At 65.0% G+C, this 25,261-nt stretch carries 35 protein-coding genes; 20 read left to right on the forward strand and 15 right to left on the reverse strand.

Annotated elements, in window-relative coordinates; genetic code table 11:
- Positions 1-47: 47 nt before the first annotated feature.
- The 5 genes from BW970_RS07710 to BW970_RS07730 all read left to right on the forward strand — a co-directional run bounded on the left by BW970_RS07710 (position 48) and on the right by BW970_RS07730 (position 4,401).
- On the forward strand, positions 48-641 hold the full coding sequence (locus BW970_RS07710) for a LabA-like NYN domain-containing protein (RefSeq protein ID WP_076529813.1): 594 nt from the start codon (positions 48-50) through the stop codon (positions 639-641).
- Between the two features lie 28 nt (positions 642-669).
- The gene (locus BW970_RS07715) at positions 670-1,113 is read left to right on the forward strand and encodes a YqaA family protein (RefSeq protein WP_076529814.1); all 444 of its coding nucleotides are present in this window, start codon (positions 670-672) and stop codon (positions 1,111-1,113) included.
- 55 nt (positions 1,114-1,168) lie between these two features.
- Complete coding sequence (gene ispH / locus BW970_RS07720) at positions 1,169-2,119, forward strand: 4-hydroxy-3-methylbut-2-enyl diphosphate reductase (protein WP_076529815.1); 951 nt, start codon at positions 1,169-1,171, stop codon at positions 2,117-2,119.
- A gap of 228 nt (positions 2,120-2,347) precedes the next feature.
- On the forward strand, positions 2,348-2,812 hold the full coding sequence (locus BW970_RS07725) for a thiol-disulfide oxidoreductase DCC family protein (protein WP_229740452.1): 465 nt from the start codon (positions 2,348-2,350) through the stop codon (positions 2,810-2,812).
- Positions 2,809-4,401: a saccharopine dehydrogenase family protein gene (locus tag BW970_RS07730; RefSeq protein ID WP_076529816.1), complete on the forward strand. Its 1,593-nt coding sequence runs from the start codon at positions 2,809-2,811 to the stop codon at positions 4,399-4,401. Before BW970_RS07725 ends, BW970_RS07730 begins: the two co-directional genes overlap by 4 nt.
- A gap of 154 nt (positions 4,402-4,555) precedes the next feature.
- On the opposite strand, the gene BW970_RS07735 is transcribed toward BW970_RS07730, so the two are convergent.
- From BW970_RS07735 to BW970_RS07755, 5 genes are all read right to left on the reverse strand, one after another.
- On the reverse strand, positions 4,556-5,152 hold the full coding sequence (locus tag BW970_RS07735; RefSeq protein ID WP_076529817.1) for an HNH endonuclease: 597 nt from the start codon (positions 5,150-5,152) through the stop codon (positions 4,556-4,558).
- A gap of 145 nt (positions 5,153-5,297) precedes the next feature.
- The gene (locus tag BW970_RS07740) at positions 5,298-5,957 is read right to left on the reverse strand and encodes an alpha/beta hydrolase (RefSeq protein ID WP_076529818.1); all 660 of its coding nucleotides are present in this window, start codon (positions 5,955-5,957) and stop codon (positions 5,298-5,300) included.
- Positions 5,954-6,583 carry a DNA-3-methyladenine glycosylase family protein gene (locus tag BW970_RS07745; RefSeq protein ID WP_076529819.1) on the reverse strand — a complete coding sequence of 210 codons (630 nt, stop codon included), beginning with the start codon at positions 6,581-6,583 and terminating at the stop codon, positions 5,954-5,956. Before BW970_RS07745 ends, BW970_RS07740 begins: the two co-directional genes overlap by 4 nt.
- Positions 6,584-6,637: 54 nt before the next feature.
- Positions 6,638-7,342: a GNAT family N-acetyltransferase gene (locus BW970_RS07750; protein WP_076529820.1), complete on the reverse strand. Its 705-nt coding sequence runs from the start codon at positions 7,340-7,342 to the stop codon at positions 6,638-6,640.
- On the reverse strand, positions 7,342-7,587 hold the full coding sequence (locus tag BW970_RS07755; RefSeq protein WP_076529821.1) for a hypothetical protein: 246 nt from the start codon (positions 7,585-7,587) through the stop codon (positions 7,342-7,344). The genes BW970_RS07750 and BW970_RS07755 overlap by 1 nt, the downstream gene beginning before the upstream one ends.
- Before the next feature lie 150 nt (positions 7,588-7,737).
- Between BW970_RS07755 and BW970_RS07760 the strand changes: the two genes are divergently transcribed.
- From BW970_RS07760 to BW970_RS07775, 4 genes are all read left to right on the forward strand, one after another.
- Positions 7,738-8,466: a M48 family metallopeptidase gene (locus tag BW970_RS07760; protein WP_076529822.1), complete on the forward strand. Its 729-nt coding sequence runs from the start codon at positions 7,738-7,740 to the stop codon at positions 8,464-8,466.
- 75 nt (positions 8,467-8,541) lie between these two features.
- The gene (locus BW970_RS07765) at positions 8,542-8,778 is read left to right on the forward strand and encodes a DUF6455 family protein (protein ID WP_076529823.1); all 237 of its coding nucleotides are present in this window, start codon (positions 8,542-8,544) and stop codon (positions 8,776-8,778) included.
- A gap of 63 nt (positions 8,779-8,841) precedes the next feature.
- Positions 8,842-10,113 carry a DUF2254 domain-containing protein gene (locus BW970_RS07770; RefSeq protein ID WP_076530224.1) on the forward strand — a complete coding sequence of 424 codons (1,272 nt, stop codon included), beginning with the start codon at positions 8,842-8,844 and terminating at the stop codon, positions 10,111-10,113.
- Between the two features lie 115 nt (positions 10,114-10,228).
- Positions 10,229-10,486 (forward strand): DUF6455 family protein, encoded by a 258-nt coding sequence (locus tag BW970_RS07775; protein ID WP_076529824.1) that lies wholly within the window; start codon positions 10,229-10,231, stop codon positions 10,484-10,486.
- 66 nt (positions 10,487-10,552) lie between these two features.
- Here the strand turns inward: BW970_RS07775 and BW970_RS07780 are convergent, their stop codons facing one another.
- Positions 10,553-11,239: a response regulator gene (locus tag BW970_RS07780; protein ID WP_229740451.1), complete on the reverse strand. Its 687-nt coding sequence runs from the start codon at positions 11,237-11,239 to the stop codon at positions 10,553-10,555.
- A 166-nt stretch (positions 11,240-11,405) separates the two neighbouring features.
- On the opposite strand from BW970_RS07780, the gene mce reads away from it, so the two are divergent.
- Both mce and BW970_RS07790 read left to right on the forward strand, forming a co-directional pair.
- Positions 11,406-11,810, forward strand: a complete 405-nt coding sequence (gene mce, locus BW970_RS07785) for a methylmalonyl-CoA epimerase (RefSeq protein WP_076529826.1) — start codon at positions 11,406-11,408, stop codon at positions 11,808-11,810.
- A complete protein-coding gene (locus BW970_RS07790; protein ID WP_076529827.1) occupies positions 11,810-12,094 on the forward strand; it encodes a DUF1467 family protein in 285 nt (94 codons plus the stop codon). Before mce ends, BW970_RS07790 begins: the two co-directional genes overlap by 1 nt.
- Here the strand turns inward: BW970_RS07790 and BW970_RS07795 are convergent.
- The 3 genes from BW970_RS07795 to BW970_RS07805 all read right to left on the reverse strand — a co-directional run bounded on the left by BW970_RS07795 (position 12,057) and on the right by BW970_RS07805 (position 14,474).
- Entirely contained in the window at positions 12,057-12,791 is a 735-nt protein-coding gene (locus BW970_RS07795; protein ID WP_188475548.1) for an EI24 domain-containing protein, read from the reverse strand. The two genes, BW970_RS07790 and BW970_RS07795, sit on opposite strands and share 38 nt — an antisense overlap.
- Positions 12,791-13,369: a nitroreductase family protein gene (locus tag BW970_RS07800; protein WP_076529829.1), complete on the reverse strand. Its 579-nt coding sequence runs from the start codon at positions 13,367-13,369 to the stop codon at positions 12,791-12,793. The genes BW970_RS07795 and BW970_RS07800 overlap by 1 nt, the downstream gene beginning before the upstream one ends.
- Positions 13,370-13,514: 145 nt before the next feature.
- Positions 13,515-14,474, reverse strand: a complete 960-nt coding sequence (locus BW970_RS07805; RefSeq protein WP_076529830.1) for an L-malyl-CoA/beta-methylmalyl-CoA lyase — start codon at positions 14,472-14,474, stop codon at positions 13,515-13,517.
- Positions 14,475-14,548: 74 nt separating this feature from the next.
- On the opposite strand from BW970_RS07805, the gene BW970_RS20725 reads away from it, so the two are divergent.
- Together BW970_RS20725 and BW970_RS07810 are read left to right on the forward strand one after the other, a co-directional pair.
- A complete protein-coding gene (locus BW970_RS20725) occupies positions 14,549-14,716 on the forward strand; it encodes a hypothetical protein (protein WP_159441424.1) in 168 nt (55 codons plus the stop codon).
- Between the two features lie 357 nt (positions 14,717-15,073).
- Positions 15,074-15,934 (forward strand): D-amino-acid transaminase, encoded by an 861-nt coding sequence (locus BW970_RS07810; RefSeq protein WP_076529831.1) that lies wholly within the window; start codon positions 15,074-15,076, stop codon positions 15,932-15,934.
- A gap of 81 nt (positions 15,935-16,015) precedes the next feature.
- On the opposite strand, the gene BW970_RS07815 is transcribed toward BW970_RS07810, so the two are convergent.
- Both BW970_RS07815 and BW970_RS07820 read right to left on the reverse strand, forming a co-directional pair.
- Positions 16,016-16,333 carry a DUF1244 domain-containing protein gene (locus BW970_RS07815; protein WP_076530227.1) on the reverse strand — a complete coding sequence of 106 codons (318 nt, stop codon included), beginning with the start codon at positions 16,331-16,333 and terminating at the stop codon, positions 16,016-16,018.
- A gap of 88 nt (positions 16,334-16,421) precedes the next feature.
- Entirely contained in the window at positions 16,422-17,162 is a 741-nt protein-coding gene (locus BW970_RS07820) for an N-formylglutamate amidohydrolase (RefSeq protein WP_076529832.1), read from the reverse strand.
- Between the two features lie 123 nt (positions 17,163-17,285).
- Between BW970_RS07820 and pyk the strand changes: the two genes are divergently transcribed.
- The 4 genes from pyk (at position 17,286) to rplT (ending at position 19,690) form a co-directional block, all read left to right on the forward strand.
- Complete coding sequence (gene pyk, locus BW970_RS07825; protein WP_076529833.1) at positions 17,286-18,731, forward strand: pyruvate kinase; 1,446 nt, start codon at positions 17,286-17,288, stop codon at positions 18,729-18,731.
- 48 nt (positions 18,732-18,779) lie between these two features.
- Complete coding sequence (locus BW970_RS07830; RefSeq protein ID WP_076529834.1) at positions 18,780-19,004, forward strand: hypothetical protein; 225 nt, start codon at positions 18,780-18,782, stop codon at positions 19,002-19,004.
- Between the two features lie 113 nt (positions 19,005-19,117).
- The gene (gene rpmI / locus BW970_RS07835; RefSeq protein ID WP_076530230.1) at positions 19,118-19,318 is read left to right on the forward strand and encodes a 50S ribosomal protein L35; all 201 of its coding nucleotides are present in this window, start codon (positions 19,118-19,120) and stop codon (positions 19,316-19,318) included.
- Between the two features lie 12 nt (positions 19,319-19,330).
- Positions 19,331-19,690 carry a 50S ribosomal protein L20 gene (gene rplT / locus BW970_RS07840; RefSeq protein WP_076529835.1) on the forward strand — a complete coding sequence of 120 codons (360 nt, stop codon included), beginning with the start codon at positions 19,331-19,333 and terminating at the stop codon, positions 19,688-19,690.
- A 132-nt stretch (positions 19,691-19,822) separates the two neighbouring features.
- Here rplT and BW970_RS07845 read toward each other — a convergent pair whose 3' ends face one another.
- Genes BW970_RS07845 through BW970_RS07855 form a run of 3 tightly spaced genes read right to left on the reverse strand, consistent with a single transcriptional unit; the run spans position 19,823 to position 21,154 of the window.
- Positions 19,823-20,440, reverse strand: coding sequence for a LysE family translocator (locus BW970_RS07845; protein WP_076529836.1), 618 nt, complete (start codon positions 20,438-20,440; stop codon positions 19,823-19,825).
- Complete coding sequence (locus BW970_RS07850; RefSeq protein ID WP_229740450.1) at positions 20,437-20,916, reverse strand: GAF domain-containing protein; 480 nt, start codon at positions 20,914-20,916, stop codon at positions 20,437-20,439. Before BW970_RS07850 ends, BW970_RS07845 begins: the two co-directional genes overlap by 4 nt.
- Positions 20,909-21,154 carry an accessory factor UbiK family protein gene (locus BW970_RS07855; protein WP_076529837.1) on the reverse strand — a complete coding sequence of 82 codons (246 nt, stop codon included), beginning with the start codon at positions 21,152-21,154 and terminating at the stop codon, positions 20,909-20,911. Before BW970_RS07855 ends, BW970_RS07850 begins: the two co-directional genes overlap by 8 nt.
- A gap of 112 nt (positions 21,155-21,266) precedes the next feature.
- Here BW970_RS07855 and lgt point away from each other — a divergent pair, with 112 nt between their 5' ends.
- From lgt to pgeF, 3 genes are read left to right on the forward strand one after another with little or no spacing between them, the layout of a single operon-like run.
- Positions 21,267-22,127 (forward strand): prolipoprotein diacylglyceryl transferase, encoded by an 861-nt coding sequence (gene lgt / locus BW970_RS07860; protein WP_076529838.1) that lies wholly within the window; start codon positions 21,267-21,269, stop codon positions 22,125-22,127.
- A complete protein-coding gene (locus BW970_RS07865; protein WP_076529839.1) occupies positions 22,124-23,197 on the forward strand; it encodes a class I SAM-dependent methyltransferase in 1,074 nt (357 codons plus the stop codon). The genes lgt and BW970_RS07865 overlap by 4 nt, the downstream gene beginning before the upstream one ends.
- Positions 23,194-23,961: a peptidoglycan editing factor PgeF gene (gene pgeF, locus BW970_RS07870; protein ID WP_229740449.1), complete on the forward strand. Its 768-nt coding sequence runs from the start codon at positions 23,194-23,196 to the stop codon at positions 23,959-23,961. Before BW970_RS07865 ends, pgeF begins: the two co-directional genes overlap by 4 nt.
- 646 nt (positions 23,962-24,607) lie before the next feature.
- Here pgeF and BW970_RS07875 read toward each other — a convergent pair.
- On the reverse strand, positions 24,608-25,108 hold the full coding sequence (locus BW970_RS07875) for an Lrp/AsnC family transcriptional regulator (RefSeq protein WP_076529840.1): 501 nt from the start codon (positions 25,106-25,108) through the stop codon (positions 24,608-24,610).
- Between the last annotated feature and the right edge of the window lie 153 nt (positions 25,109-25,261).

Genomic DNA, 25,261 nt, shown 5'->3' on the forward strand with positions numbered 1-25,261 from the left:
CCACTCACGCTTGATCGATTTCTGACCATTTTTTGAGGGGACATGATATGTTTTACAAGGACGATCGGTTGGCGCTGTTCATTGACGGCTCCAACCTCTACGCCGCAGCCCGCGCCCTGGGCTTCGATATCGACTACAAACTGCTGCGGCAAGAGTTCATGCGCCGGGGCAAACTGGTGCGGGCCTTCTACTACACCGCATTGCTGGAGAACGAGGAATATTCGCCCATCCGGCCCCTGGTCGACTGGCTGCACTACAACGGCTTTGCCATGGTCACGAAACCGGCCAAGGAATACACCGACAGCCAGGGCCGCCGGAAGGTCAAGGGCAACATGGACATCGAACTGACGGTCGATGCCATGGAACTCGCACCGCGCGTGGATCACATCGTGCTGTTCTCGGGCGATGGCGATTTCAAGCCTTTGGTCGAATCCCTGCAACGCCAGGGCGTGCGGGTTTCGGTCGTCTCGACGATCCGCAGCCAGCCCCCGATGATCGCCGACGAACTGCGCCGGCAGGCCGACAACTTCATCGAGCTGGAAGAACTGCGCGACGTCATCGGCCGCCCCCCGCGCGAGCCGCGCCCCCTGACCGACAGGCCGGTCGGCGAACGCGACGAAGCCCCGGCCGAGGCCCGGTGACGCCCGCATCGCGCATCTTCGGCGCCGGATGACCTCTGGCGTCTTCCTTGCGTTGCTGGGCCTTGCGGCGGCATCCTTTGCCGCTGCAACGCCGCTGCCGATGACATCCGAGCCGCTGTTCGTCGGCATGTTGATGTCGGGGCTGGCGCTTCCGGCCCTGACCGTGGCGGTGGCTGCGCTGGCCAATACCGCCGGGTCGGTGCTGACCTATGCCCTTGCCCGAGTCGCCGGGAATGCGGCCAACGGTCATCTGCCGACGCGGGCGGGACGCTGGCAAGCCCGGATCGAGGCATGGTATTCCCGTTGGGGCCTGTGGTCTTTGCTGCTGTCCTGGTTGCCCGGCGGGGATCTTCTGGTGGTTCTGGCTGGCTTGGCCAAGGCCCCCTTTGCACTGGTCCTTGCCATTCTTGCCCTTGCCAAGACCCTGCGCTTTGTCGTGCTTGCGCTGGTCACTCTGGGACTGGTGGGCTGAGACTGGAATTCCCGCGCCACAGGCCCTAGATTGCCCCGAGCAACAAGGAAACCGCATGAGCCTGCCGCCGCTGACCCTGTACCTTGCCGCGCCACGCGGGTTCTGCGCCGGTGTGGACCGCGCGATCCGCATCGTCGAAATGGCGTTGGAAAAATGGGGCGCCCCGGTCTATGTCCGGCACGAGATCGTGCACAACAAGTTCGTGGTTGACGGGCTGCGCGCCAAAGGTGCGGTCTTTGTCGAGGAACTTGACGATTGCCCGCTGGACCGCCCGGTGATCTTTTCCGCCCATGGCGTGCCCAAGGCGGTCCCCGCCGAAGCGGCCCGGCGGCAGATGATTGCCGTGGATGCCACCTGCCCGCTTGTCACCAAGGTTCACAACGAAGCCCAGCGCCATTCCGAGAACGGATTGCAACTGGTGATGATCGGCCATGCGGGGCACCCTGAAACGGTCGGCACGATGGGCCAGTTGCCACCAGGCGAGGTTCTGCTGGTCGAAACCGTCGCGGACGTCGCCACGCTGCGGGTGCGTGACCCCGCGAAACTGGCGTTCATCACCCAGACCACGCTTTCGGTGGACGACACTGCTGAAATCGCAGCCGCGCTCAAGGATCGCTTTCCAGCGATTCTGGCACCTGCGCATGATGACATCTGCTACGCCACCACCAACCGGCAGGCCGCCGTCAAGGCGATCTCGCCGCAGATCGACGCGCTTCTGGTGATCGGTGCCCCGAATTCCTCGAACTCGCGCCGACTGGTCGAGGTCGGCAAAGCGGCGGGCTGCGCCTATTCCCAACTGGTCCAGCGGGCCGCCGACATCGACTGGCGCGCGCTGGCCGGTATCCGGTCGGTCGGCATCACCGCTGGCGCCAGCGCCCCCGAAGTTCTGGTCAACGAGGTGATCGACGCCTTTCGCGCACGCTTTGACACCACGGTCGAACTGGTCGAAACCGCGCAGGAACATATCGAGTTCAAAGTGCCACGCCTGCTGCGCGAACCCGCCTGAGACCTTCGGGGCCAGGCGATTCGCCTGTCGGGACAACCAGTCCCTGCCAATCAAGAGCACGGGGGGACTCTCGCATTTGACGCCCGCTTGGGAGGGGGCAAGTCCGCCGTTGCGCGGATCCGTGCCGCCTGATGCCCGTTCCCGTCTGACCAGCGACGCCGGACCACAGCAGTCGCGCGCCCGAGGCATCGGAGCCGCAGCAGATTGCACCCGCCCCCGGCATCGGCGATGATCATCACCATCATGCGCAAACCCTTCTCCTACCGAGACGATCCCGCAGTTCCAGATTTCGACGACAGTGCCCCCGTCGCGGTGATGGATGCCGAATGCGCGATTTGCAGTTGGGGTGCGCGGATGATCCACCAACTCGACCATTCGGGCACGGTGCGCATCTGCCCGATCCAGAGCCCGCTGGGCGCGGCCCTCTTGCGCCACTATGGGCTGGTGCCCGAGGATCCTTCGTCCTGGCTGTTCATTGACAATGGTTTGCTGCATCAGGACTTCGAGGCGGTGCTTCACGCGGGTCGGCGCTTTGGCGGCTGGGCACGGCTGACCGGCGTGCTGCGCATCGCACCGCGACCGCTGCGCGACTGGCTTTACACGCGGCTGGCGCGCAATCGGTATGCCCTCTTTGGCCGCGCCGACATGTGCACCCTGCCGGATGCAGCGTTTCAGCGTCGGCTGCTGCGATGAAGGTGCTGGTCCTTGGCGGCTATGGCGTCTTTGGCGAGCGTGTCGCCCGGTTGCTGCTGCGCGACGGACATGGTGTGACCATCGCCGGACGTGATGCAGCCAGGGCGCAGGCGCTGGCCGCATCGCTTGGATGCGATTGGCTGCGCATGGACCGCGACCGCGATCTGCACCTGCTGGCGGGGCATGAGGTCGTGGTCGATGCCGCTGGCCCCTTCCATGCCTATGGCGACGATCCTTACCGCCTGCCCCGTGCCGCCATCGCCGCCGGAATGCACTACCTGGATCTGGCCGATGATGCCCGGTTCTGCGCCGGAATCCACACGCTGGATGCCTCGGCGCGGGCGGCGGGGTGCTGTGTGCTTTCGGGCCTTTCCTCGGTTCCGGCGCTGTCCAGCGCCGCCGTGCGCGCGCTGGTCGGATCGGACAGGCCGCAGGTGATCGACACCGCGATCCTGCCCGGCAATCAAAGCCCGCGCGGATTGTCTGTCATGGCGTCGATCCTGTCGCAGGCCGGACAACCGATGCAGGTCTGGCGCGGCGGGCGCTGGATGCCCGCAACCGGCTGGTCCACACCGCGCGACTATGCCTTGCCGGGCGGGTTGACCCGCCAGGGCTGGCAAATCGAGGTGCCGGACCTGACCCTGTTCCCAGGACATTTCGGCGCGCAATCCGTGCAGTTTCGCGCCGGGCTGGAACTGGCAGTCATGCGCTACGGGCTGGCCGCCTTTGCCCGGCTGCGGCGCTGGGTCGGGATCCCTGTCAACGCCCCGGTCCTGCGCGCCTTCAAGCTGGCCGCCGATCTGCTGGCCCCCTTCGGCAGTGGCCGTGGCGGCATGACGGTCATGGTGGGGATCAACGGAGAGCGCCGCTTCTGGCGTCTGTTGGCCGACGACGGCGATGGTCCCTTCATCCCGGCCGTTGCGACCCGCGCCCTTCTCCGGCGCGCTACCCTGCCCTCTGGCGCAGGCCCGGCGATCGAGGCGATCACCCTGGCCGAAGCCGAAGCAGCGATGACGGATCTGCATGTGCGGACCGAGTACGTGACAGAACCTGCCATCGCACTGTTTCCCCGAGTGCTTGGCCCAGACTTCGACATATTGCCCGCGCCGGTCAGGGCCACGCATCTAACAATGGACATCAGCCATTGGCAAGGCACCGCCGCTGTCCAGCGCGGCACAGGGCTTTGGGCCGGGCTGCTGGGTCGCATCTTCGGCTTCCCGCCGACCGGAACGGATGTGCCGGTCGAGGTCATCAAGACCGCCACGCCCAAGGGCGAAACATGGCAGCGGCACTTCGGGGCGCAGGTCTTCCGGTCGCGCCTGGCGGCAAACGCTGATGGCATGACCGAAAGCTTCGGCCCCTTCACCTTCCGCCTCGGGCTGAAGGTTGAAGGCGAGGCGCTGCATTTCCCGGTGGCCTCGGGCCACCTTGGCCCCATTCCCCTGCCGCGCTGGCTGCTGCCGGTGTCCATCGCGCGGGAACATGCCGATGCAGGACGATTCTGCTTCGACGTCAGAATCCTTGCGCCAATGACACGCAGCCTGCTGGTCCACTACCAGGGCACCTTGGCTGCGGCGGCCCCGGAGTGACCGGCCCGTAGAGCAGCGAGGCCGCGCGCTCCCGGCCTCTGGCCCCCAAGGCTACGCGAATGGCCGCGATGCAACCCGATGAGGAGCGTTCGCCGGGCCAGGCCGGATTGACGCCGCCGGTAGAACGCACCCCTGGCGACCTAGCGGCGCCATATCAGGCGTCCAGTTCCGCGTCCCAATACAGATAATCGACCCAGCTTTGGTGCAGGTGGTTCGGCGGGAACTTTCGGCCCGCGTTCCGCATCTCTTCGGGCGAAGGCGCGCGGGGGATTCGCGTCAGCCTCAGCCCGGATTGCTTCAACGACCGATTGCTTTTGCGCAGGTTGCAGGGGCTACAGGCCGCGACCACGTTCTCCCAGGACGTCGTCCCGCCGCGCGAGCGCGGAATGACATGGTCAAACGTCAGATCATGCACGCTGCCGCAATACTGACAGCGGAACTCGTCCCTCAGAAAAAGATTGAAGCGCGTGAATGCCACGCGCTTCTGGGGTTTCACATAATCTTTCAGCACCACGACGGAAGGTATCCGGAACTCGGCCCTTTGGCTTCGGACCGTGGCCTCATATTCGGCCACGATCTGCACCCGCTCCAGCACCACGGCCTTCACCGTCTCCTGCCAGGGCCAGAGAGACAGCGGGTAATAGCTGAGCGGCCGGTAATCGGCATTCAGCACCAAAGCGGGAAAATGCTTCAGCGAGGCCGGATCGCGGACAAATCCGGTACGGAATTCGGTTTCGGCTGTGTCAAGCAAGACCCATGCCTCCTTGGCCCTGTCAGGCAGGGCGGGAGCCCCGCCCCGTCCTCCAGACTATATATCGCGCTTGCAGCATGGCAAGCCCCGCGATCTGTGATCGCGTGGCGAATCTGGCAGTCATTGATGACAGGCGCGTGACGGATCAGCCCAGACGGTCACGCAAGAAATTCAGCGCGACCCCAAGGCCATCCGGCGCAATTCCGTGGCCCGTCCCCTTCATCACATGCGCATAGGTTTCGACCCGCGCCTCGACCAGGGCCTCGGCGGCCTTGCGCATATCGTCAAAAGGAACGACCGGATCGGCATCCCCATGCACCAGCAGCACCGGCGGTTTCACCTTCATCTCTGTCATCAACCGATCCGGGCGCAGCAATCGACCGGAAAAGGCGACGACACCCGCCAGTTCCTCGTCCCGGCGCAGGGCGACATGCAGGCTCATCATCGTGCCCTGAGAAAAACCCACCAAGGCCAGCCGGTCCGGCGCCAGCCCCTCGGTCGCCAGCACGCTGTCGATATAGGCGTTCAGATCGTCCGCCGCCGCCGCCAGGCCCGCCTCTGCCTCGGCGTCGCTCGATCCGTCCAGCCATGGGATGGGAAACCACTGGAACCCGAAAGGATTTCCCGTGCAACGCTCGGGCGCGTCGGGGGCATGAAAGGCCGTGTCCGGCAGATGTGGCGCCAGCGGGTCGGCAAGCCCCAGCAGATCGGCACCATCCGCGCCATAGCCATGCAGAAAGATCACCGCCGATTTCACATCGCCCGATTGCGAGGGCTTGCGTTTGGCATTCAACTTGCGCGTCATCTTGTTCCCTCACGGTCCTTGGCCACCCGGTAATAGGCCCACAACAGCCGTGCCGCAACCGCCCGCCAGGGCGACCACTCCGCCGCCATAAGGCGCAGCGCCTTTTCGGTCGGTCGCGTCTCCAGGCCGAACAGTAACCGCGCCGATTCCTGCAAGGCCAGATCGGCAGGCGCGAAAACGTCGGCACGGCCAAGACTGAACATCGCATAGATCTCTGCGGTCCAGCGCCCGATTCCGGGCAAGGCCACCAACGTGGCCACCACGGTCTCGTCCGGCATGTCGCGCAGCCCGTCGAAGTCGAGCCCCGCCGCCGCCAGCGCCTGTGCATAGCGCACCTTCTGGCGCGACAGGCCGCAAGCGCGCAGCTCCGCATCGCTTGCCTGGGCCACGGCCTCGGGCCGGGTCATCCCGGCGTCCACCATCCGCGCCCATATCGCGTTGGCAGAGGCGACGCTGACCTGTTGCGACACGATGGCCCCCAACAGATCGTGAAATCCACCCTGCTTCCGCCGCAGCGGCAGCGGCCCCGTCAACACAAGCGCCTCGGCAAATCGCGCATCGCGTGACGCCAGCCATTCGGCGCCTTCGGCCACACAGGCGTCGGTCTCGATAAGTCTGCCGGTCATGGCTTTGCTCTGATGAAATGTCCCCGCCGGAGGCATCCCCGGCGTGCAGCCCCGCTACAGCGCCGGGTCGCGCGCGGTGATCAGGCCGCGTGTCAGATCCGACAGCGCCACGACCTGCCTCCCCTCGACAAAATTCGCCGGATCCAACCACCGCCGATAGGCCGCCTCAAGGACGGGCCACTCGACATCGGTGATGGAAAACCACGCCGTGTCCCGATTCCGGCCCTTGATCACCATATGCTGGCGAAAGGTGCCTTCGTAGCTGAACCCCAACCGCTGCGCGGCGCGGCGCGACGGCAGGTTCAGCGCATTACACTTCCATTCATAGCGCCGATACCCAAGGTCAAAGGCAAAGCGCATCATCAGCACCATGGCCTCGGTCGCGGCGGGCGTGCCCTGCAAGACGGGTGAAAACAGGATGTTGCCCACCTCGATCACGCCATCCTTCGGGGTGATCCGCAGATAGCTGGCCATTCCCGCCCAGTCCCCGCCCTTGGGCCGGATGGCCCAGAACTGCGGATCCGCGCCCGGCGCAACCGTTACGATCCACTCGGCGAACTCGGCCTCGGACGCAAAGGGGCCGCCGCCCATATAGGTCCACAATTCCGGGCGCGCTTCGACCGCGCGCCACAGCGCAGGGGCATGATCCACCGACAGCGGGGCAAGATCCACCCATGCGCCAGAGAGTTCCACCCGCGGCGGATGCGGCGGAGCCTGCCACGCTCCAAGCTCTGGGCCGATGGCCCCCGGTTTGAACATCACTCGTCCTTTCGCAGATCAGTACGGCGGTAGATGCCTTCGGGCAGATTGAGCGCCGCCGCAAGATCGCGCACCTGCGTCGGGCTCAGGATGATCCGCTGCACCTCGTCGCTGCGGGGGTCCAGTTGCTCAAGCGTCACCCCGTCTTCGAAGGCGGTTACCGTGACGTCCTCCTCCAGCGGGCTCGCACCTTCGTCCACCAGGGTGATGACCGTCGCGTCAAACTCGTGTTCGATGGTGAACATGGCGCACCTCCTGCGGTTCCCGCGATCCTGCCATGGCTGCGGCCCGAGGGCAAACCCCCCTCACGTCCCTGTCAAACACCGCATGGCCGCTTTCCCCCGCTGCGCCGCCCCGCTAGATTGCTTCCGCGCAAAGGGCATGGCGGGGCGACTATGAAACGGACAGGGCTGATTCTGGCAGTGCTTGCGGGGCTGGCTGGTTGCACCATGACACCGACGGCGATGCCTGCGCCGCCTGCGCCTGCGCCCGTACCTTCCACCGCGCCCGACTTTCGCGTCGCCGCACGCACCTTCGTGGAGGTGGTTGCCCAAGTGGAGCCTGTGGCCGAACGCTACTGCCGCGAAAAGCGGCCGGACCTGAACTGTGATTTCCGCATTGTCATCGACAACCGTGCCGGGGCACCGTCCAACGCCTTTCACACGCTGGATCCGCAGACCGGCCAGCCCTTGATCGGTTTCACGCTGGCGTTGATCGCCGATGCCAGGAACGCCGATGAACTTGCCTTCGTGCTCGGCCACGAAGCCGCGCATCACATCGCGGGGCATATCGGGCGCTCGCGCAACTCTGCAATGGCGGGGGCCGCCATCCTTGGCACCATCGCCGCACTCGGCGGGGCGAATGCCGGCGCCATACGCTCTGCGCAGGACATCGGCGCGTCGGTGGGTGCCCGCAGCTATTCCAAGGACTACGAACTGGAAGCCGACGCCATTGGCACCATCATCGCATGGCGGGCCGGCTATGACCCGGCGCGGGGGGCGGGTTTCTTCACCCGCATTCCCGATCCGGGCGACCGTTTCCTGGGATCCCACCCCCCGAATGCCCAGCGCATCGGGATCGTCAACGCCACGCTGGCGGACTTGCGCGCCGGGCGCCTGCACTGAGCGGTTGACCTGGATCAAGGCGCGGGCGCAAGGGGTGCGCGACCATGCAGCGGTATCCCTTGATGGAGCCATACGATGCTGGCAAATCCGCGAACTCAGGCCCATATCCAGTTGATGACCCGCATGGCGCGGGTCGTCGGCGCCGACCTTGACCACCTTGGCGATGCCGAATGGTCTGTCGCGCTCGAACGTTGCTGCGCCTGCGCCAATCCGGGAAGCTGCGAGGATTGGCTGGACGACAACTCCGATGGCGCCCCGCAGCCCCCGAGGTTCTGCCCGAACCGCAAGCTGATGACCGCTGCCGCTGGCTGATCCGGCGCTTGCTGTCGCCGTTGCCGCGTGGTTCTGTGCGCATGATCTGACGGGAGAATGCGCATGGTCAGCCGGTTTCGCTGGAACCTACGGCTCCTGCTACGCAAGGTCTGGGTGCGGGCCTTGGGGTATGGCGTGTTGGGGGTGGCCACCGCCCTGGCTGCCCTGCTGGTAAAGCCGCTGCTGCCCCCTGATCTTGGGACGAAGATCGGCGCCGATGCGGTCGAGCAGATACTCGGAATCCTCGCCTCCTCGATGTTGGCGGTGACGACATTCTCCTTGTCGATCATGGTCACCGCCTTTGGCGGCGCCACAAGCAACGCCACGCCTCGCGCCATCGAACTGCTCAAGCAGGATCCGACAACCCAAAAGGTTCTGGCCACGTTCCTGGGTGCCTTCCTGTTTGCGCTGGTCGGGATTGTCGCCCTGAAAACAGGGGTCTACGGGGACAGGGGCCGACTGGTGCTGTTTGTCGTGACGATCGGCGTGCTGGCCATGGTTGTCGGCACCCTGTTGCGGTGGATCGCGCATCTGATGGATTTCGGCCGCCTGTCCGATACGCTGGATCGGGTGGAGCAGGCCGCGTCAGAGGCATTGCACGGCCGGGTAGAAATGCCGTTTCTGGGAGGGTACCCGCTGCGCGGCGCCGTCCCGATCAGCGCGCCGCCTTTGACGGCAGACACCACCGGCTATGTGCAGCATGTGGATATGGCGCAGTTGTCGGCGTTGGCGGACCGCGCAGGGCGCGACATGTATCTGGCGGCACTACCGGGAACCTTCGTCCACCCTGCAGCGCCATTGCTCCATATGGCGGATCTGCGGGACGATCTGCACGAACAGGCCAGAGCCGCCTTCAGCATCGGGCACTGCCGGACCTATGACCAGGATCCGCGCTTTGGTCTGATTGCCCTGACCGAAGCCGCCTCGCGGGCCCTGTCTCCTGCGGTGAACGACCCTGGCACGGCAATCGAGGTGATCGGACGTCTGGTCCGTGTGCTGTCGGAATGGGACGAGCCGCCAGAGACCGACATCCGCTGGCCACGCCTGCATGTGCCCCCCATCCGCAGTGCCGATCTGATCGACGATGCATTTCGCCCCATCGCGCGCGATGGCGCCGGCCTGATCGAGGTGCAGGTCCGGCTTCACAAGGCCCTGCTGGCGCTGGCAGGCATGGCGCCTGCGGTTTTTGCCCAGGTGGCGGCCCGCGCCAGTGCAGAAGCCATGGATCGCGCGGCCAGCGCCGGCCTGCTACCGTCGGAGCTGGATCTTCTGGCCGGGCTTTCCGCCAGGATTTCGGCCATTGCCGATACACAGCCGAAGGCGTCGGAACTCTAGCCGTTTGATCTGACTCAAGGCGCGGCGGTCGTTCGACAGGCAGGCTGTATGCGTGAAGCGGGCGAACGGAGGCATCAATGGCACGGCACCATTCCCGGAACATGGAGACACATCCATGATCGGATTTCCCGAACAACAGCGGAGCTGGTGGATGGCGCATGGCATGGCGCGCGCCTCTGGCCTGCATCTTGCGCGCGCGGTCGTCGATGGTTGGCTGACGCGCAGCGATCTTGCGCGGATGGTGCAGTCCTGCGCGCATTGCAGCAAGACATCCGAGTGCCAGCAGTGGCTGGCCGACCCCAGCCACACAACGCCGCCGGATTTCTGCCGGATCGGGCTCGAGATTTCGGCCCTGGCCCCCGCGCATCCATGACAGCAGGCGGAAAGCCCATGCAATGGCGCAGATCGACAGCAGCACCACGCTGATCACCGGCCGCACTCAGGCGAAGGGGCGGGGCATTTCGCCCATCCGCAAGGCGACAAGCCCTGTCAGATAGGTCAGCCGCGCAGAATCGGCATAGGGCAGGTCTTCGGCAGCGCGGGCCAGTGCCGTATCGCGCGTGCTGCGGGCAATGCCTGCCAGAAACCGGGCGAGATAGGCGCGCTGCGCCGCATCCGGCCCCTCGGCCAGTATCCCCGCAGCATGTGCGAGATCTTCGCGCAATGCGAACCTGTCAGGTTCCGGATCGTCCCCGCTATGCGATGCGGCGAGGCGGCTTGGCAGATGCGCCAGCACCGCAGACTGGAATTCGGCCAATCCGGCGACCGGCTTTTCCATGAAACCGGCGGCGCCGGCGGCCAGGGCGATGCCGCGCTGCGCCGGATCGCCGCTTAACCCCAGAAGGACGGACGGCGCCGTGCCGGACTGGGCCAGGTCGCGGACAAGACCAGCCCCCGACCCATCCGGCAACCCCATGTCGACGATCACCACATCGGGCACATAGATCGCAAGATGACGCCGCGCATCTGCAAGTGTCTCGGCCCGCCGCAGCCGGGCACCCGAACGCTGCGCCATCAGCCGGAAGGCTTCGGAGGCATAGCGGCTGTCCTCGACCACAAGGATCGTAAGCCCTTGCATCGGCAAAGCCGGATCACAGCCTTTGGGACGAGAATCGGAATACGGCACAGCCAAGCCTCCTGCATAGGCGTCCAGTGAACCCCGGCCGGGTTTCCATCGGGTTAACGCCTCGGCCCTGCGGCGCAACGTCCGCCCCGGAGACACCCCCTTGCCAGGCCGCGCCCCTGCCCGCATAAACCGGCCAACGAGGATCCCCCAGACCGGAGCACGCCCAATGATCGGACGCCTGAACCACGTCGCCATCGCCGTTCCAGACCTGGAGGCGGCAACCGAGCAATACCGCACCACGCTTGGCGCCAATGTCCGCCCCCCGCAGGACGAACCCGACCACGGCGTGACAGTGGTGTTCATTGACCTGCCCAACACCAAGATCGAACTGCTGTATCCCTTGGGCGAAAACTCCCCCATCGCGGGTTTTCTGGAGAAGAACCCCTCGGGCGGCATCCACCACATCTGCTATGAGGTCGAGGATATCCTTGCCGCCCGCGATCGACTGAAAGCCGCAGGCGCGCGCGTTCTGGGCACGGGAGAGCCGAAGATCGGCGCCCATGGCAAGCCGGTGCTGTTCCTGCACCCCAAGGATTTCAACGGCTGCCTTGTGGAACTGGAGCAGATCTGATGTCGATTTCCGCCGCCATCGTCCTGTTCGCCGTCTGCTGGTTCATGGTGTTCTTCATCGTGCTGCCCTTGCGGCTGATCACGCAGGACGATGCGGGCGAGGTGGTGCCCGGCACACCGCGCAGCGCGCCTGCCGGGTTCGTGGTCAAGCGCAAGGCCAAGATCACCACGGTGGCCGCCCTCCTGGTCTGGGCGGCCATCTACATCGTGATCACGCAAGGTTGGATCACCGTGCGCGACTTTGACGTCATGGGCCGGTTGCCCCCACCCGCGCAGTTGGACTGAACGGCGCCGCCGCAGTGCCGTTCAGGCGGTGGAACATATGGGTAAAGGTGGCGGCCCCCAAAAGCGGGATCAACAGGTTCACCACCGGGACTGACAGCGGAATGGCCATCAGCACCCCTGCCACCCATATCTGGCCAGGATAGCGCGCCCGCAGCGCCCGCGCGCCATCACGCCCCAATCGCCGCATCGCGGCCAGGGTGAAATACTCGCGCCCCAGCAAGAAGCCGTTCACGGCCCAGAACACGACAGGGATCGCCGGGCCTGCAAAAATCGCCAGCACGAGCGCGACGAGGTTCACGAGGATCAGCACCGCAAAGAAGTTCAGCGAGTCCTTGATCGATTCGTAAAGGCTGATCTTCGGCGCGGGCGGCAGCCAGGGATAATGCCGATCTTCGACCGCCTGGGCGACATCCTCCAGAAAAAAGCCGGTGAATACCGAGGCGACCGGCACCATCAGGAAAATGCTCAGCGCGATCATGAACAGGAATGATCCGACCGACAGCAATGTGTCCAGCCCGCCAACCGGGCCGACCAGCGGAATTTCCACCGTGTCGGGTGTCAGCGACTGGATGGCGAACAGGAACAGCGCATAGACGGCCACCAGCAACGCAAGTGTCAGCGCAAGCCCCAGCAGCAGCACGCGGCGAAAGCGGGGATCGGGCAACTGGCGCACCGCCTTGAGAAAATCGGCAAAAATCATTCGGAAATCCAGGTCGTGATCGCGGCGATGTCGGGGCGCGGCCTTTCGGCGGGTGCGGTATCGGTCGTGCCAATATGGACAAACCCGGCAACCCATTCGCCGGGTTGCAGGCCAAGCACATCGGCCATCAAGGCGCGATCATGCGCGGCCCAGCCGGTCAGCCAACTGGCCCCCCATCCCGCTGCCAGTGCAGCATTGACCAGCGACAGGCAGACAGCGCCAGCCGAAAGGGTCTGCTCGATCTCCGGGATACGATCGAACCCCTTCGGGCTGGCAATCACCGCCACTGCGAGCGGGCTGTCGTCGAATTGGCTGCGACCTTTGGCGGCCTGCTCTGGCGCCATCTCGCGCTCTGCCGCGCGCGCGGCGACGGATTCTGCGATCCGGCGCAGGGCGGGCTTGTGCAACACGATGAACCGCCAAGGCTCCAGCTTGCCATGGTCGGGCACGCGGGCGGCGGCGGTCAGCAACAGGTCAAGACCGGCGCGGTCCGGCACCGGCGCCGACAGCAACTTGGCGGGACGCGACCGGCGGGTCAGAAGGAAGTCCATAACGGGGGGGTGTGGCATCATCATCTCCAAAGACCTGTGCCTGATGTCGGCCCTGCCCGCCCCAAGGTCAAGTTGACTGGGCGCCGAAACGCTAACGCCCTGAGCACAAGGCCCAGGGCGTTCCTCCCACGTGGTCGCCGGGGCCTCCTCTCCCCAACGGCCGGAGGGTTCAGGCGGCAGAAATCATCTCTGCCTGTTTGACAATCACTTCTGCCTGTTTGATGGACGCGATGTCAACGAGTCTTCCCTTGTACACCGTCGCGCCCTGCCCGGCGGCCTTGGCGGCCTCCATGGCGGCAAGGATTTCCCGCGCCTCGGCGACGGCCGCGTCGGAGGGGGTGAACACCTCGTTTGCAAGCGCGACCTGTTTGGGATGGATGGCCCATTTCCCGACCATTCCCAGCGTGGCCGAGCGGCGCGCCTGGGCCCGGAAACCATCGTCATCGCTGAAATCGCCGAACGGCCCATCCACCGGCAACACCCCATGGGTGCGGCAAGCGGCCACGATCGCCGCCTGCGCCCAGTGCCACGGATCAGACCAGTGCTGCACCCCGGCGCGCAACATATAGTAGTTTTCCTGCGTGCCGCCGATACCCGTAGTCTGCATTCCCATGCTGGCCGCGAAATCCGCCGCGCCCAGGCTCATCGCCTGCAACCGGGGGCTCGACGCTGCGATCTCCTCGACATGGGCGATCCCGGCGGCGGATTCGATGATCACCTCAAAGCTGATGCGCTTCTTGCGCCCCTTGGCCGCCTCGATCGCCGTCACCAGCGCGTCCACGGCATAGACATCGGCCGCACAGCCCACCTTGGGAATCATGATCTGGTCCAGACGGTCGCTTGCCTGTTCCAGCAGGTCCACCACATCGCGGTACCAGAATGGGGTATCCAGGCCATTGATCCGCACCGACAACAGCTTGGTGCCCCAATCCACGTCGTGGGTCGCCTTGATGATGTTCGCGCGCGCCGTGTCCTTGTCCGCCGGAGCGACCGAATCCTCCAGGTCGAGGTTGATCACATCCGCCGCACTCGCGGCCATCTTTTCGAACAAGGCCGGGCGGGATCCGGGCCCGAACAACTGGCAGCGGTTGGGGCGGGCAACAGGAGCGGGTTGCAGGCGAAAGGACATCTGGCCTCGCAAGTATATTTCAGGGACAACTGAAATTCAGCTACATTATTGCGCCCGATCCCGCAAGCACGGAAATGTTGCGTCGCAGCATCGGCGCGGCGCGGCAGCAGGCCAGACCCGGCGTGTACCGTACCCACCGCATTGATGCCGCCAGAGGCAAGATCGACACATCGCTTGCCAGCCAGCTTCAGGCGCACGCCATGCAGCCCACCGCGACGACACCCGCGAACCAGGTTCGTTGAATCGCGGTGCGGCGCATCTTCCCCGCTCCGGGGCCGTTCCACAGGCAGGGCGGCGTGACGCTGAACACCAGAGAGTTGCCCCGAACCTGTCGGTGCGCTGGCGTCCCCGCCCTCATGCCGCGGGCGGGCCTGATGGCACGGTCAAGGAGTATCACCTGGGCCCGACATTCCCGCTCTGGTAGCCGTCGCCTGGCCCTTGCGGCGCGGGGACCGGGGCGGCGCTGCGGGACCATGTCGATCTTGACGCGCCGCCGGTTCTGTCCGAAGACCGCTCCGTGCCTTTTTTTTGCGCGCAGGATACCGCCCCTTACCCGCCCGCCCCCGGAACAGTGGGGCAGAGATGAACAGGAGACCGAAATGACCCGCATCGTCCACCTGAACGGCGAATGGTTGCCAGAGGCAGAGGCGAAGGTCTCGATCTTTGACCGTGGTTTCCTGATGGGCGATGGCGTCTATGAGGTAACAAGCGTGCTGGGTGGCAAGCTGATCGACTTCGAAGGTCATTGCCGCCGCCTTGACCGCTCGCTCAAGGAACTCGGCATGGGCAATCCCCATACCGACGACGAATGGCTGGCGATCCACCGCGAGATCCTGAACAGGAACAATATCGGCGACGGCCTGATCTACCTGCAAGTGACACGGGGCAATCCGGGCGACCGCGATTTCGCCTATCCGAATCCCCCGGTGCCGCAGACCGTGGTGCTGTTCACGCAGTCGAAGCCCGGCATCGACAAGACACCGCTCGCGGACTCGGGCCTCAAGGTGATCAGCCTGCCGGAACTGCGCTGGCATCGCCGCGACATCAAGACCGTGCAACTGCTGTACCCCTCGATGTGCAAGATGGCGGCCAAGGCCGCCGGCGCCGATGACGCCTGGTTTGTCGAGGACGGCAAAGTGACCGAAGGCACATCGAACAACGCCTGGATCGTCAAGGGCGGCAAGATCATCACCCGACAGCTGAGCAACGACCTGCTGCACGGCATCACCCGCGCGTCGGTCATCCGTTTCGCAAAAGAAGCGCAGATGGAAATCGAAGAGCGCGCCTTCACCATCGAGGAAGCCCAGGCCGCCGATGAGGCCTTCATCACCTCTGCCGGGGTTTTCGTGATGCCGGTGGTGGAAATAGATGGCGCGACGATTGGCGATGGCACCCCCGGCAAAGTCGCCCGGCGCCTGCGCGAGCTGTATCTGGACGAGACGCGCAAGGTAGCACTCTGATCCCCACCGTCTGACGACGGTCCGGGGCGATGGGCACTGCCCGTCGCCCCTGGCGTCACAGGCCGGATCAGGCGCGATGAATCATTCGCGCGGCTTGCCGACGTTCGCGTCAAAGGCGGCCTCGAAGGCGGCCTTTTGTTCGGCAGAGGCTTCGATCTGGTGGCGCGCGCGCCAGTCGTCATAGGGCATCCCATAGACGATCTCGCGCCCCTGATCCTTGTCCATCTCGATACCTCTGGCATTCGCTTCTTCCTGATACCAGCGGGACAGGCAGTTGCGGCAAAAACCGGCAAGGGTCATCAGGTCGATGTTCTGCACATCGGGGCGCTTGTCCATCAGATGCGCGACCAGGCGGCGAAAGGTGGCCGCTTCGAGTTCGGTTCGGGTGGTATCATCCATCACGGTCTCCATCTGATTCTGCGGGCCCAAAGGGGCTCTGTCTGCCCGCCTTGGCGCGTGCCGCGCCCTTCCCCCAAGGATATTTGGATCAAGGCGACGTGGAAAGGGCCCGTTCCAGAATCGGGGCAAGCCGCGCGGCCCAGGCATGTTGATCGGAGGCGTTGGCAATAAGATCGTTGCGCAGTTCGATCAGGGTGTTGTGGCGGCCTTGCGCCAAGGCGTGCCGGTCGATGGAATCGCCAGGAAGATGGCCGGAATAGGGCTCGTTGTCGCCGACGCACAATGCCGGATCGGCGGACAGCAACTCGATGATCCGGCGCGACAACCGATCATCGCGCGGCGAATAAAGGACACCAACCTGCCAGGGCCTCGGTGCCCGGCCACGCAGGCACGGCGTAAACGAATGGACCGCGCAGATGACCGTATCGGGACGACGGCTGGCCAACCGCTCCAGCGCCTGATGGTACGGCCGGTGCAGGGCCGTCAGCCTCCGCTCGGTCTCTGCCGCGTCGGCATGGCGATTGGCCGGGATGATCGTGCCGTCATACAGCTTCATCAGCAGGGTCGGATCATCCTCACCCCGGTTCGGGTCAATCACCAGGCGCGAGAAATCGGAGAGGATGCACGGGCTGTCGAGATGTTCCGCCAATGCGGCGGCAAGACCGGCGGCGCCGACATCATAGGCGATGTGGCGGGCCATATCCGCGGGCGCGATTCCCAGATCGCCATCATTCACCCATTCCGGGACGCGATTTGTGGCATGATCACAGGTGATCAACCAGCGGCCGGGACGTGCTGCGCCAAGAATGTGGAAAGGTGTCTGCGTCATGATGCTGTTGCCTCGGACAGGGCAAATCCGCTTTACAGGCAGACAGCGCCGGGTTCCAGTTGCCGCGACGGACGAAACCGGGCAAAAGGCGCCCATGTTTGCGCAAACACAAGGAGATGTCGGATGAGACGCCACCGCAAGATCAAGATCGTGGCAACGCTGGGACCGGCATCTTCGGACAAAGCCACCATCCGCGCGCTGTGGGAGGCCGGGGCAGATGTGTTCCGCCTGAACATGAGCCACGGCACCCACGAGGACATTGCGACCCGCCATGCCATCATCCGCGAAATCGAAGCCGAGATCGCGCGCCCGATTGCCATTCTGGCGGACCTGCAAGGGCCAAAGCTCCGGGTGGGTGTATTTGCCGCCGGGGCAGTCGAACTGGAAGAAGGACAGGGCTTTCGCCTGGATCTGAGCGATGCACCCGGCGATGCGCAAAGGGTGCAGTTGCCGCACCCCGAGATCTTTCAGGCGCTTGAGCCAGGCGGCGCATTGCTGGTCAACGATGGCAAGATTCGGTTACAGGTCACGGAATGCGGTGCCGACTTTGCCGAATGCCGCGTCATCGTGGGCGGGACCATCTCCAACCGCAAGGGCGTGAACGTGCCCGATGTGGTGTTGCCGCTGGCTGCGCTGTCCGACAAGGACCGGCGCGATCTGGAATTCGTCTGTGCGCTGGGGGTGGACTGGCTGGCCCTTTCCTTTGTCCAGCGTCCCGAAGATGTGCTGGAAGCGCGCGATCTGGCACGGGGGCGCGCGGCGATCCTGTCCAAGATCGAAAAGCCCGCCGCCGTCAAATCCTTTGACGCGATTCTTGCGGTATCGGATGGCATCATGGTGGCGCGCGGGGATCTGGGGGTGGAATGCCCGGTGCAGGCCGTGCCGCCGATCCAGAAGCGCCTGGTGCGCGCCGCGCGCGCTGCGGCAAAGCCGGTGATCGTGGCGACCCAGATGCTGGAATCCATGATTGAAAGCCCGATGCCGACACGGGCCGAAGTATCGGATGTTGCAACCGCAATCTACGAAGGGGCCGATGCCGTGATGCTGTCGGCCGAATCGGCAGCGGGGCAGTATCCGGTACAGGCTGTGACCACCATGGATGCCGTTGCCCGAGAGGTCGAAGGCGATCCAATCTATCGCGAAGTGATAGAGGCCAGCCGCAAGGTCAACCGGAGCACGGTGGCCGACGGCATCGTCTCGGCCGCGCGCGAACTGGCCGAAACGACGGATATCAAGGCGATCTGCTGCTTTACCCAATCGGGCACCACGGCCGCGCTGGTGGCGCGTGAACGACCGCGCGTCCCGATCCTGGCGCTGACCCCCTTGATGCGCACCGCGCGCAAACTGTGCCTGACCTGGGGGGCCCATTGTGTGCTGGTGCCGCCGCAGGAGCGTTTCAAGGGCGCTGTACTTTCCGCCGCCAAGGCCGCGCGCGAAGATGGGTTCGCCGCAAGTTCCGATTATATCGTTGTCACCGCCGGCGTGCCCTTCAACGTGCAGGGAACCACGAATATCCTGCGCGTGGCGCCCTGCGACGAACGGTTGATCTTCCGTGCCGATCCTGAATAATCGCGCAAGGCCGATGGTGTAGCGCGGCCTTGTGTCAGGGGTATCCGTATGAACAGCGACTTGATGCTGGTGGTCGGACTGATCGTCGGGGTGTTGACGATTCCCGCATTGTTGAACGCCTGGACAGAAGGACGGCCGCCACGGGCTGCGGCGATCATGGTCATGATCGCCATCGGGCTTGTGGTCATGGCGGTGCGGCTGGCCCCCGGCGGGTATGCGCTGGACGATCTGCCGGACGTGTTCTTCCGTGTGGTCGGCAGGCTGATGAACTAGGGCTTTGTGCTTGCCAATCCCGCGGGGTCGCGGTAATGCGGCGGCTCATTCTGCGCGACCGGCCTATGTGGCATGCCGAGTCGCGTCTCGACCACTCGAACCAGGAGATGGAAATGCCCAAGATGAAGACGAAATCCGCTGCGAAAAAGCGGTTTTCCTTTACCGCGACCGGCAAGGTCAAAGCGGGCCCCGCTGGCAAGCGCCACGGCATGATCAAACGCTCGACGAAATTCATCCGCGAAGTGACCGGGACCATGATCCTGTCCGATGCGGACGCGAAGATCGTCAAGAAATACATGCCGTACAACCGCTAAGGAGAGCCAGATATGTCCCGCGTCAAATCCGGCGTCGTCACCCATGCGGCGCACAAGAAGGTTCTGAAGAAGGCGAAAGGCTATTACTCGGCCCGTTCGCGCAACTTCCGCACCGCAACCCAGGCCGTCGACAAGGCCAACCAGTACGCGACCCGCGACCGCAAGGCCCGCAAGCGCAGCTTCCGCTCGCTGTGGATCCAGCGTATCAACGCGGCTGTTCGCCTGGTTGATGCCCAGATGACCTATTCGAAGTTCATCTTCCTGCTCGACAAGGCCGGGATCACGGTGGACCGCAAGGTTCTGGCCGATCTGGCCGTGGCCGAGCCCGAAGCCTTTGCCGCCATCGTCGGCCAGGCCAAGGCGGCTGCCTGATTTCAAGCCTGTATGGCAAGGAACCCCCCGCGCAACACAGGTTGCGCGGGGGGTTCTCGTTTGACCGGCCCGGTCCGATGGCGCACTCCGCTGGGGGGGTCGGCCCTGCGTGGCGCAGAGGGCAGTTCCGCCTCAGACCGGGAAAGGGGCCAGCGATAGCGCCAGCAGGCCGCCATAGGCGACAAACGCTGCGCCCGTAAGGCGACGGAACCACGCGCTGGCCACGGCAGACAGCGCAGACCGCCCCATACGCGCACCCAGCGCTGTCCACCCCGTGTAGCTGAGTCCCGTCATCGCAAGGGCCGTCGGATAGATCACCGCCATCTGCGGCCAGATCGCGCGGCCCGGCTCCACAAACTGGGTGAACGCGGCCAGATAGCCCATCAGGCTTTTCACGTTGAGCGTAGCGATCAGGAACGCACGAAGCCAGATGGCACGGCTTGGCGTCGCGGGCTCCAGCGGCTGCCCCGCCCGCAGGATGCCGCGCAACCCCAGCCAGACAAGCACGGCGGCACCCGCCAGCTTCAGCGTATCGAGGGCAGAGGGCATCGCAGCCAGCGCCACCGTCACACCGGCGGCCGCAAGCGTCAGGAACAGCGCCGCCTGCGTCAGGATCGCAGAAACACCCCAAAGCGAGCGACGAAAGCCGAATGCCATGCCGTTGGCAACGCAGTTCACCGCATTCGGGCCAGGAGAGGTGACAAAGACCGCCCAGAATGCCGCAAAGGCAAGCCAGGCCTGAATGCTCATGCCAACGGATCGGCGCAGTCGTGGAACGTCTCTGCCAGAATGGCCGTCAGCGCCTGGACATCGTCGTCCGTAAACGCGGCAGGCGTGTTGCTGTCCAGATCGAACACGGCAATCAACGCGCCCTGCCCGTTCCACACCGGCAGGACCAGTTCGGAGCGGGTCGAGGACGCACAGGCAATGTGATCGGGAAAGGCGTCCACATCGGGCACCAGTTGCACCTGCCCGGTACGGGCCGCTGCGCCACACACCCCGCGCGAAAACGGGATGACAAGACAACCGTGCCCGCCCTGATAGGGGCCGATCTTCATAAGATCCGGCGCCACCACGCGGTAGAATCCGGTCCAATCGGACAGCGTATGGGCATGATGAACTTCGCAGGCCACCGTCGCCATCAGCGCGACGGCGTCGGTCTCTGCGTGGGTCAGCGACCGCACTGCGGCTGCCAGCGCGGGATAGTCACAGGCGGGTTCAGCCAATCTTTGCCTCGATTGCAGCAAGGCGGGCCTTCAGCGCCTCGTTTTCCTCGCGCGCTTTCTGGGCCATGGCCCGCACGGCATCGAATTCCTCGCGCGTGACAAGGTCGCGTTCCGCCAACCAACGGTCAAGCAGCGACTTCATCGCATTCTCGGCCTCGGTCCGGGCGCCTTGCGCCACGCCCATGGCATTCGTCGCCAGCCGCGACAGGTCGTCAAAAATCTTGGTTCGGGTCTGCATGGCAGCCTCCGTTGCGATCTTGTGACCATATGGCGCCTGATGCCCGCCTGCGCAAGGTTGACAAGCGGGCAAGCCACCCTGACAACCCCGACTGTCGGAACAGCGAGGCGCCATGACCTATATCCCCTTCCCCGAGATTGCGCCCGAGATTTTCACCATCCGCATCGGCGAATTCGCCTTTTCGCTGCGGTGGTACGCGCTGGCCTATATCGCGGGGCTGGTGCTGGGCTGGCAACTGGTGGTCGCCCTGATGAAACGGCCCGCGCTGTGGGGCGGAACGGCCCCGACCGAGCCGCGCCGCATCGAGGATCTGCTGACTTGGGTCATCCTCGGGGTCATCCTGGGCGGACGGCTGGGGTTCGTGATGTTCTATCAGCCCGGCTACTACCTGGCGAACCCCGCAGAGATCCTGAAGGTGTGGGAGGGCGGCATGTCCTTTCATGGCGGGTTCATGGGCGTCGTGATCGCGGCCTGGATCTGGGCTGGCCGCAATGGCGTGCCGCGCCTGTCTCTGGCCGATGCGCTGGCGGTGGCGGCACCGGCCGGGCTGTTGTTCGGGCGGATCGCAAACTTCATCAACGCAGAGCTTTGGGGCCACCCCACGACGATGCCCTGGGGAGTTGCCTTTCCGGGCCTGGGGCAAGACTGCCCAGGCGTGATCGGCATCTGCGCCCGGCATCCAAGCCAGCTGTATGAGGCGGCTCTGGAAGGGCTGTTGCTTGGCGCGGTGCTGATCTATGGCGTCTGGCGGCGCGGCTGGCTGCGCTGGCCCGGCCGGGTTCTGGGCATCTTTCTGGCCGGGTATGGGGCCGCCCGCTTTGTCGTCGAGTTTTTCCGCGAGGCGGACGCGCAATTCGTTACGCCCGACAATCCTGGCGGCGCGGTGGTTCTGGGAATGCAGATGGGGCAGATCCTGTCCTTGCCGATGATCCTTCTGGGTCTCTGGTTCATCCTGAGGTCGCGGCACGCATGACAACGGCACTTGCGGATCTGCTGGTGCGCCGGATCGCCGCAACAGGGCCGATCAGCCTGGCAGATTACATGGCCGATTGCCTGCTGCACCCGGAGTATGGGTATTATACCCGCGCCGAGCCCTTTGGCGCTGCCGGAGATTTCATCACAGCCCCCGAGATTTCGCAGATGTTCGGCGAGTTGCTGGGCTTGTGGCTGGCGCAATGCTGGCTGGATCAGGGCGCGCCCCCGCGTTTCGTACTGGCGGAACTTGGACCGGGGCGCGGGACGCTAATGGCGGATGTGCTGCGCGCAACGCGCGGCGTGCCGGGGTTTCACGCGGCAGCCGAAGTTGTGCTGGTCGAGGCGTCGCCCCGCTTGCAGGCCATTCAGCACCAGCGCCTGGCACCGCATCCCGTATCGTGGCTGGACACCCTGAGCCAGGTGCCAGAGGCGCCGCTGTACCTGCTGGCCAACGAATTCTTCGATGCGCTTCCGATACGCCAGTTCACCCGCGCGGGCGCGGGTTGGGCGGAAACCATGGTGGCGCTGGATGCCGACAGGCTTGCGCTGGCCCGCGCCGCGCCGGCCCCGCTGGCGGCGCTGGACCACCGGCTGAACGACACGCAGGACGGCGACATCGTAGAGGTTTGCCCCGCCGCCCCTGGACTTGCGCAGACAGTTGCCAGCCGCGTGGCGCAGCACGGCGGAGCGGCCCTGGTGGTGGATTATGGCGGCTGGCGCTCGCGTGGCGATACGGTGCAGGCCATGCGATCCCACGCCTACACCGGCCTTCTGGACTGTCCGGGCCAGGCCGACCTGACCGCCCATGTCGATTTCGAACCGCTGGCCGGGGCTGCGCGATCTGCCGGCGCAACCACCTATGGGCCAATCGCGCAAGGTGTGTTGCTGGAGCGTCTGGGCATCGCCGCGCGGTCTGCACGGCTGCGCAAGGGGTTGAGCGGGGACCGCCTATCCGCGCATCTTGCCGCAACCCGCCGCTTGACCCATCCCGAGGAAATGGGAACCTTGTTCCAGGCGCTGGCAATCCTGCCCGCCTCTGCCCCTTTGCCCGCCGGATTTGTCACGTGACCGCAACCGCCGCCCTGGAAATTCTCACCTCCCGCGCCCTGCGCCCGGTCCGGCACGGGTTCTTTACCCGCAAGGGCGGCGCATCCTCTGGCATTTTCGCCGGGCTGAACTGCGGTCAAGGCTCCTCCGACATGGCCGAAGTGGTGGAGATCAACCGCAGCCGTGTGGCCGAGGCGATGGAGGTGGACCCCTCCCGGCTGGTGACACTCAACCAGATTCACTCAACCCAGGTTGCCGTGCTCGACTCTGTGCCAGAACGCCGCCTGCCCGCCGATGCGATGGTCACGGCAACCCCCGGCATCGTGCTGGGCATCCTGACGGCCGACTGCCAGCCCGTGCTGTTCGCAGATCACAAGGCCGGGGTGATCGGTGCCGCCCATGCCGGGTGGCGCGGGACATTGGACGGTGTGCTCGAAGCCACACTCGACACAATGGAGACGCTGGGTGCCCGGCGTCAGGACACGGTTGCCGTGATCGGCCCGACGATCAGCCAGGCCGCCTATGAGGTCGGGCAAGAGTTCCTCGATCGGTTCATGTCCGAGGATCCGATGCTGTCGCGCTTCTTCGTCAATGGTCAAGGCGGGCGATACATGTTCGATCTGCCCGCCTATGGCCTGCATCGCCTGCGCGAGGCCGGAATCGGGGCGGCCGAATGGACGCGGCACTGCACCTACAGCGATGAAGCACGATTCTATTCCTATCGCCGTACGACTCACCGCAGCGAGGCGGATTACGGAAGATTGATCTCGGCAATCCGGCTCTGACCGTCCGCGTTTGTCCCAATCCCGCCGCAATATCGGGCACATCACGGCCCGAATCGCAGGTTTCTTCGCAAAGCGCCGGTCCCCTCGTGGCGGCTCAAACCCGGAAAATGCCACGCAACCAACCAAAAGTCGGCCGCATTCTCTGGAACACTGTCTCCATGGCGGGAACGATTCCGCCCAATGGAAAACCGGGCAGTACGAGGTCTATCATGCAAACCGAACGCCGCTGGCTCAAAGCCGCCATCCTTGCCGCTTCCGGGCCTGTCCCCGCATTGCCGTGGGAGCGCACGGCCAAGGCCAATCCCGCACCTGTCCAGCCCTCCGCGTCGATGGCCGCACGCTGACCTTGCCGGGGTTTCTGCGATACTGGCAACAATCGCCCGACGATGGCCAGACCTGTCCTGCGATCTGCGGCGCTGCGGATTTGCTTTGACAGGGCGCCTGGTTTCAGACACATTCAGCCTGTCCAATATCGGGGCGCGCAGGGTCGCATATGACTCGCCGCCACTGAACCGGGTAGCTCGGAAACGGCGGCTCTGCTCTGCGTCCTCTGACCCGCAGGCAGGGCCGCTGCCGTTTCATCGGGGCGGTATCGTGCGAGGACAGCCCTGCCCGCAACACGCTCCTGCACCTGTGCGCGACCTGATCAGGCCTGCCGCGCGATCCGATCTTCCAGAACATCGAACGGAACGCCCGGTTCGTCCTTGGCACAGCGGATCACCAGGCTGGTCTTGACGTTCGCCACATGCGCGGCCTTCAACAGATCGCCGGTCAGGAAGTTCTGAAACGACGACAAGTCGGGCGCCACGCATTTCAGGATGAAATCAATCTCGCCGTTCAGCATGTGGCATTCACGCACAAGCGGCCAGGTCCGGCACCGCGCCTCAAAGGCCGACAAGTCGGCCTCTGCCTGGCTGGACAGCCGGACCATGGCAAAAACCTCGACCTCGAACCCCAGTTCGCGGGCGTCGATATCGGCGTGGTAGCCACGGATATAGCCCTGCTCTTCCAGCGTCCGAACCCTGCGCAGACAGGGCGGGGCAGAGATGCCGACCCGCTTGGCCAGTTCCACGTTGGTCATCCGGCCATCCGCCTGCAACTCGGCCAGAATATGCCGGTCAATCGGATCAAGTTTCGCGCCTGCCATCGTGCTGCCTCCAGAATTGCGCGGAACTTATGCGTTTGGCCCCGGATGCGCAATATTGTTTCGCCAGATGGCCAAAGTTTGATACGTCGCACCTGCGTCGCCACACCACTGGCGCAGATCGACGGTGCCGCCTATATGGGTCCAACCAGCAAG

The organism is Gemmobacter megaterium (assembly GCF_900156815.1).
Taxonomy (GTDB): Bacteria; Pseudomonadota; Alphaproteobacteria; order Rhodobacterales; family Rhodobacteraceae; genus Wagnerdoeblera; species Wagnerdoeblera megaterium.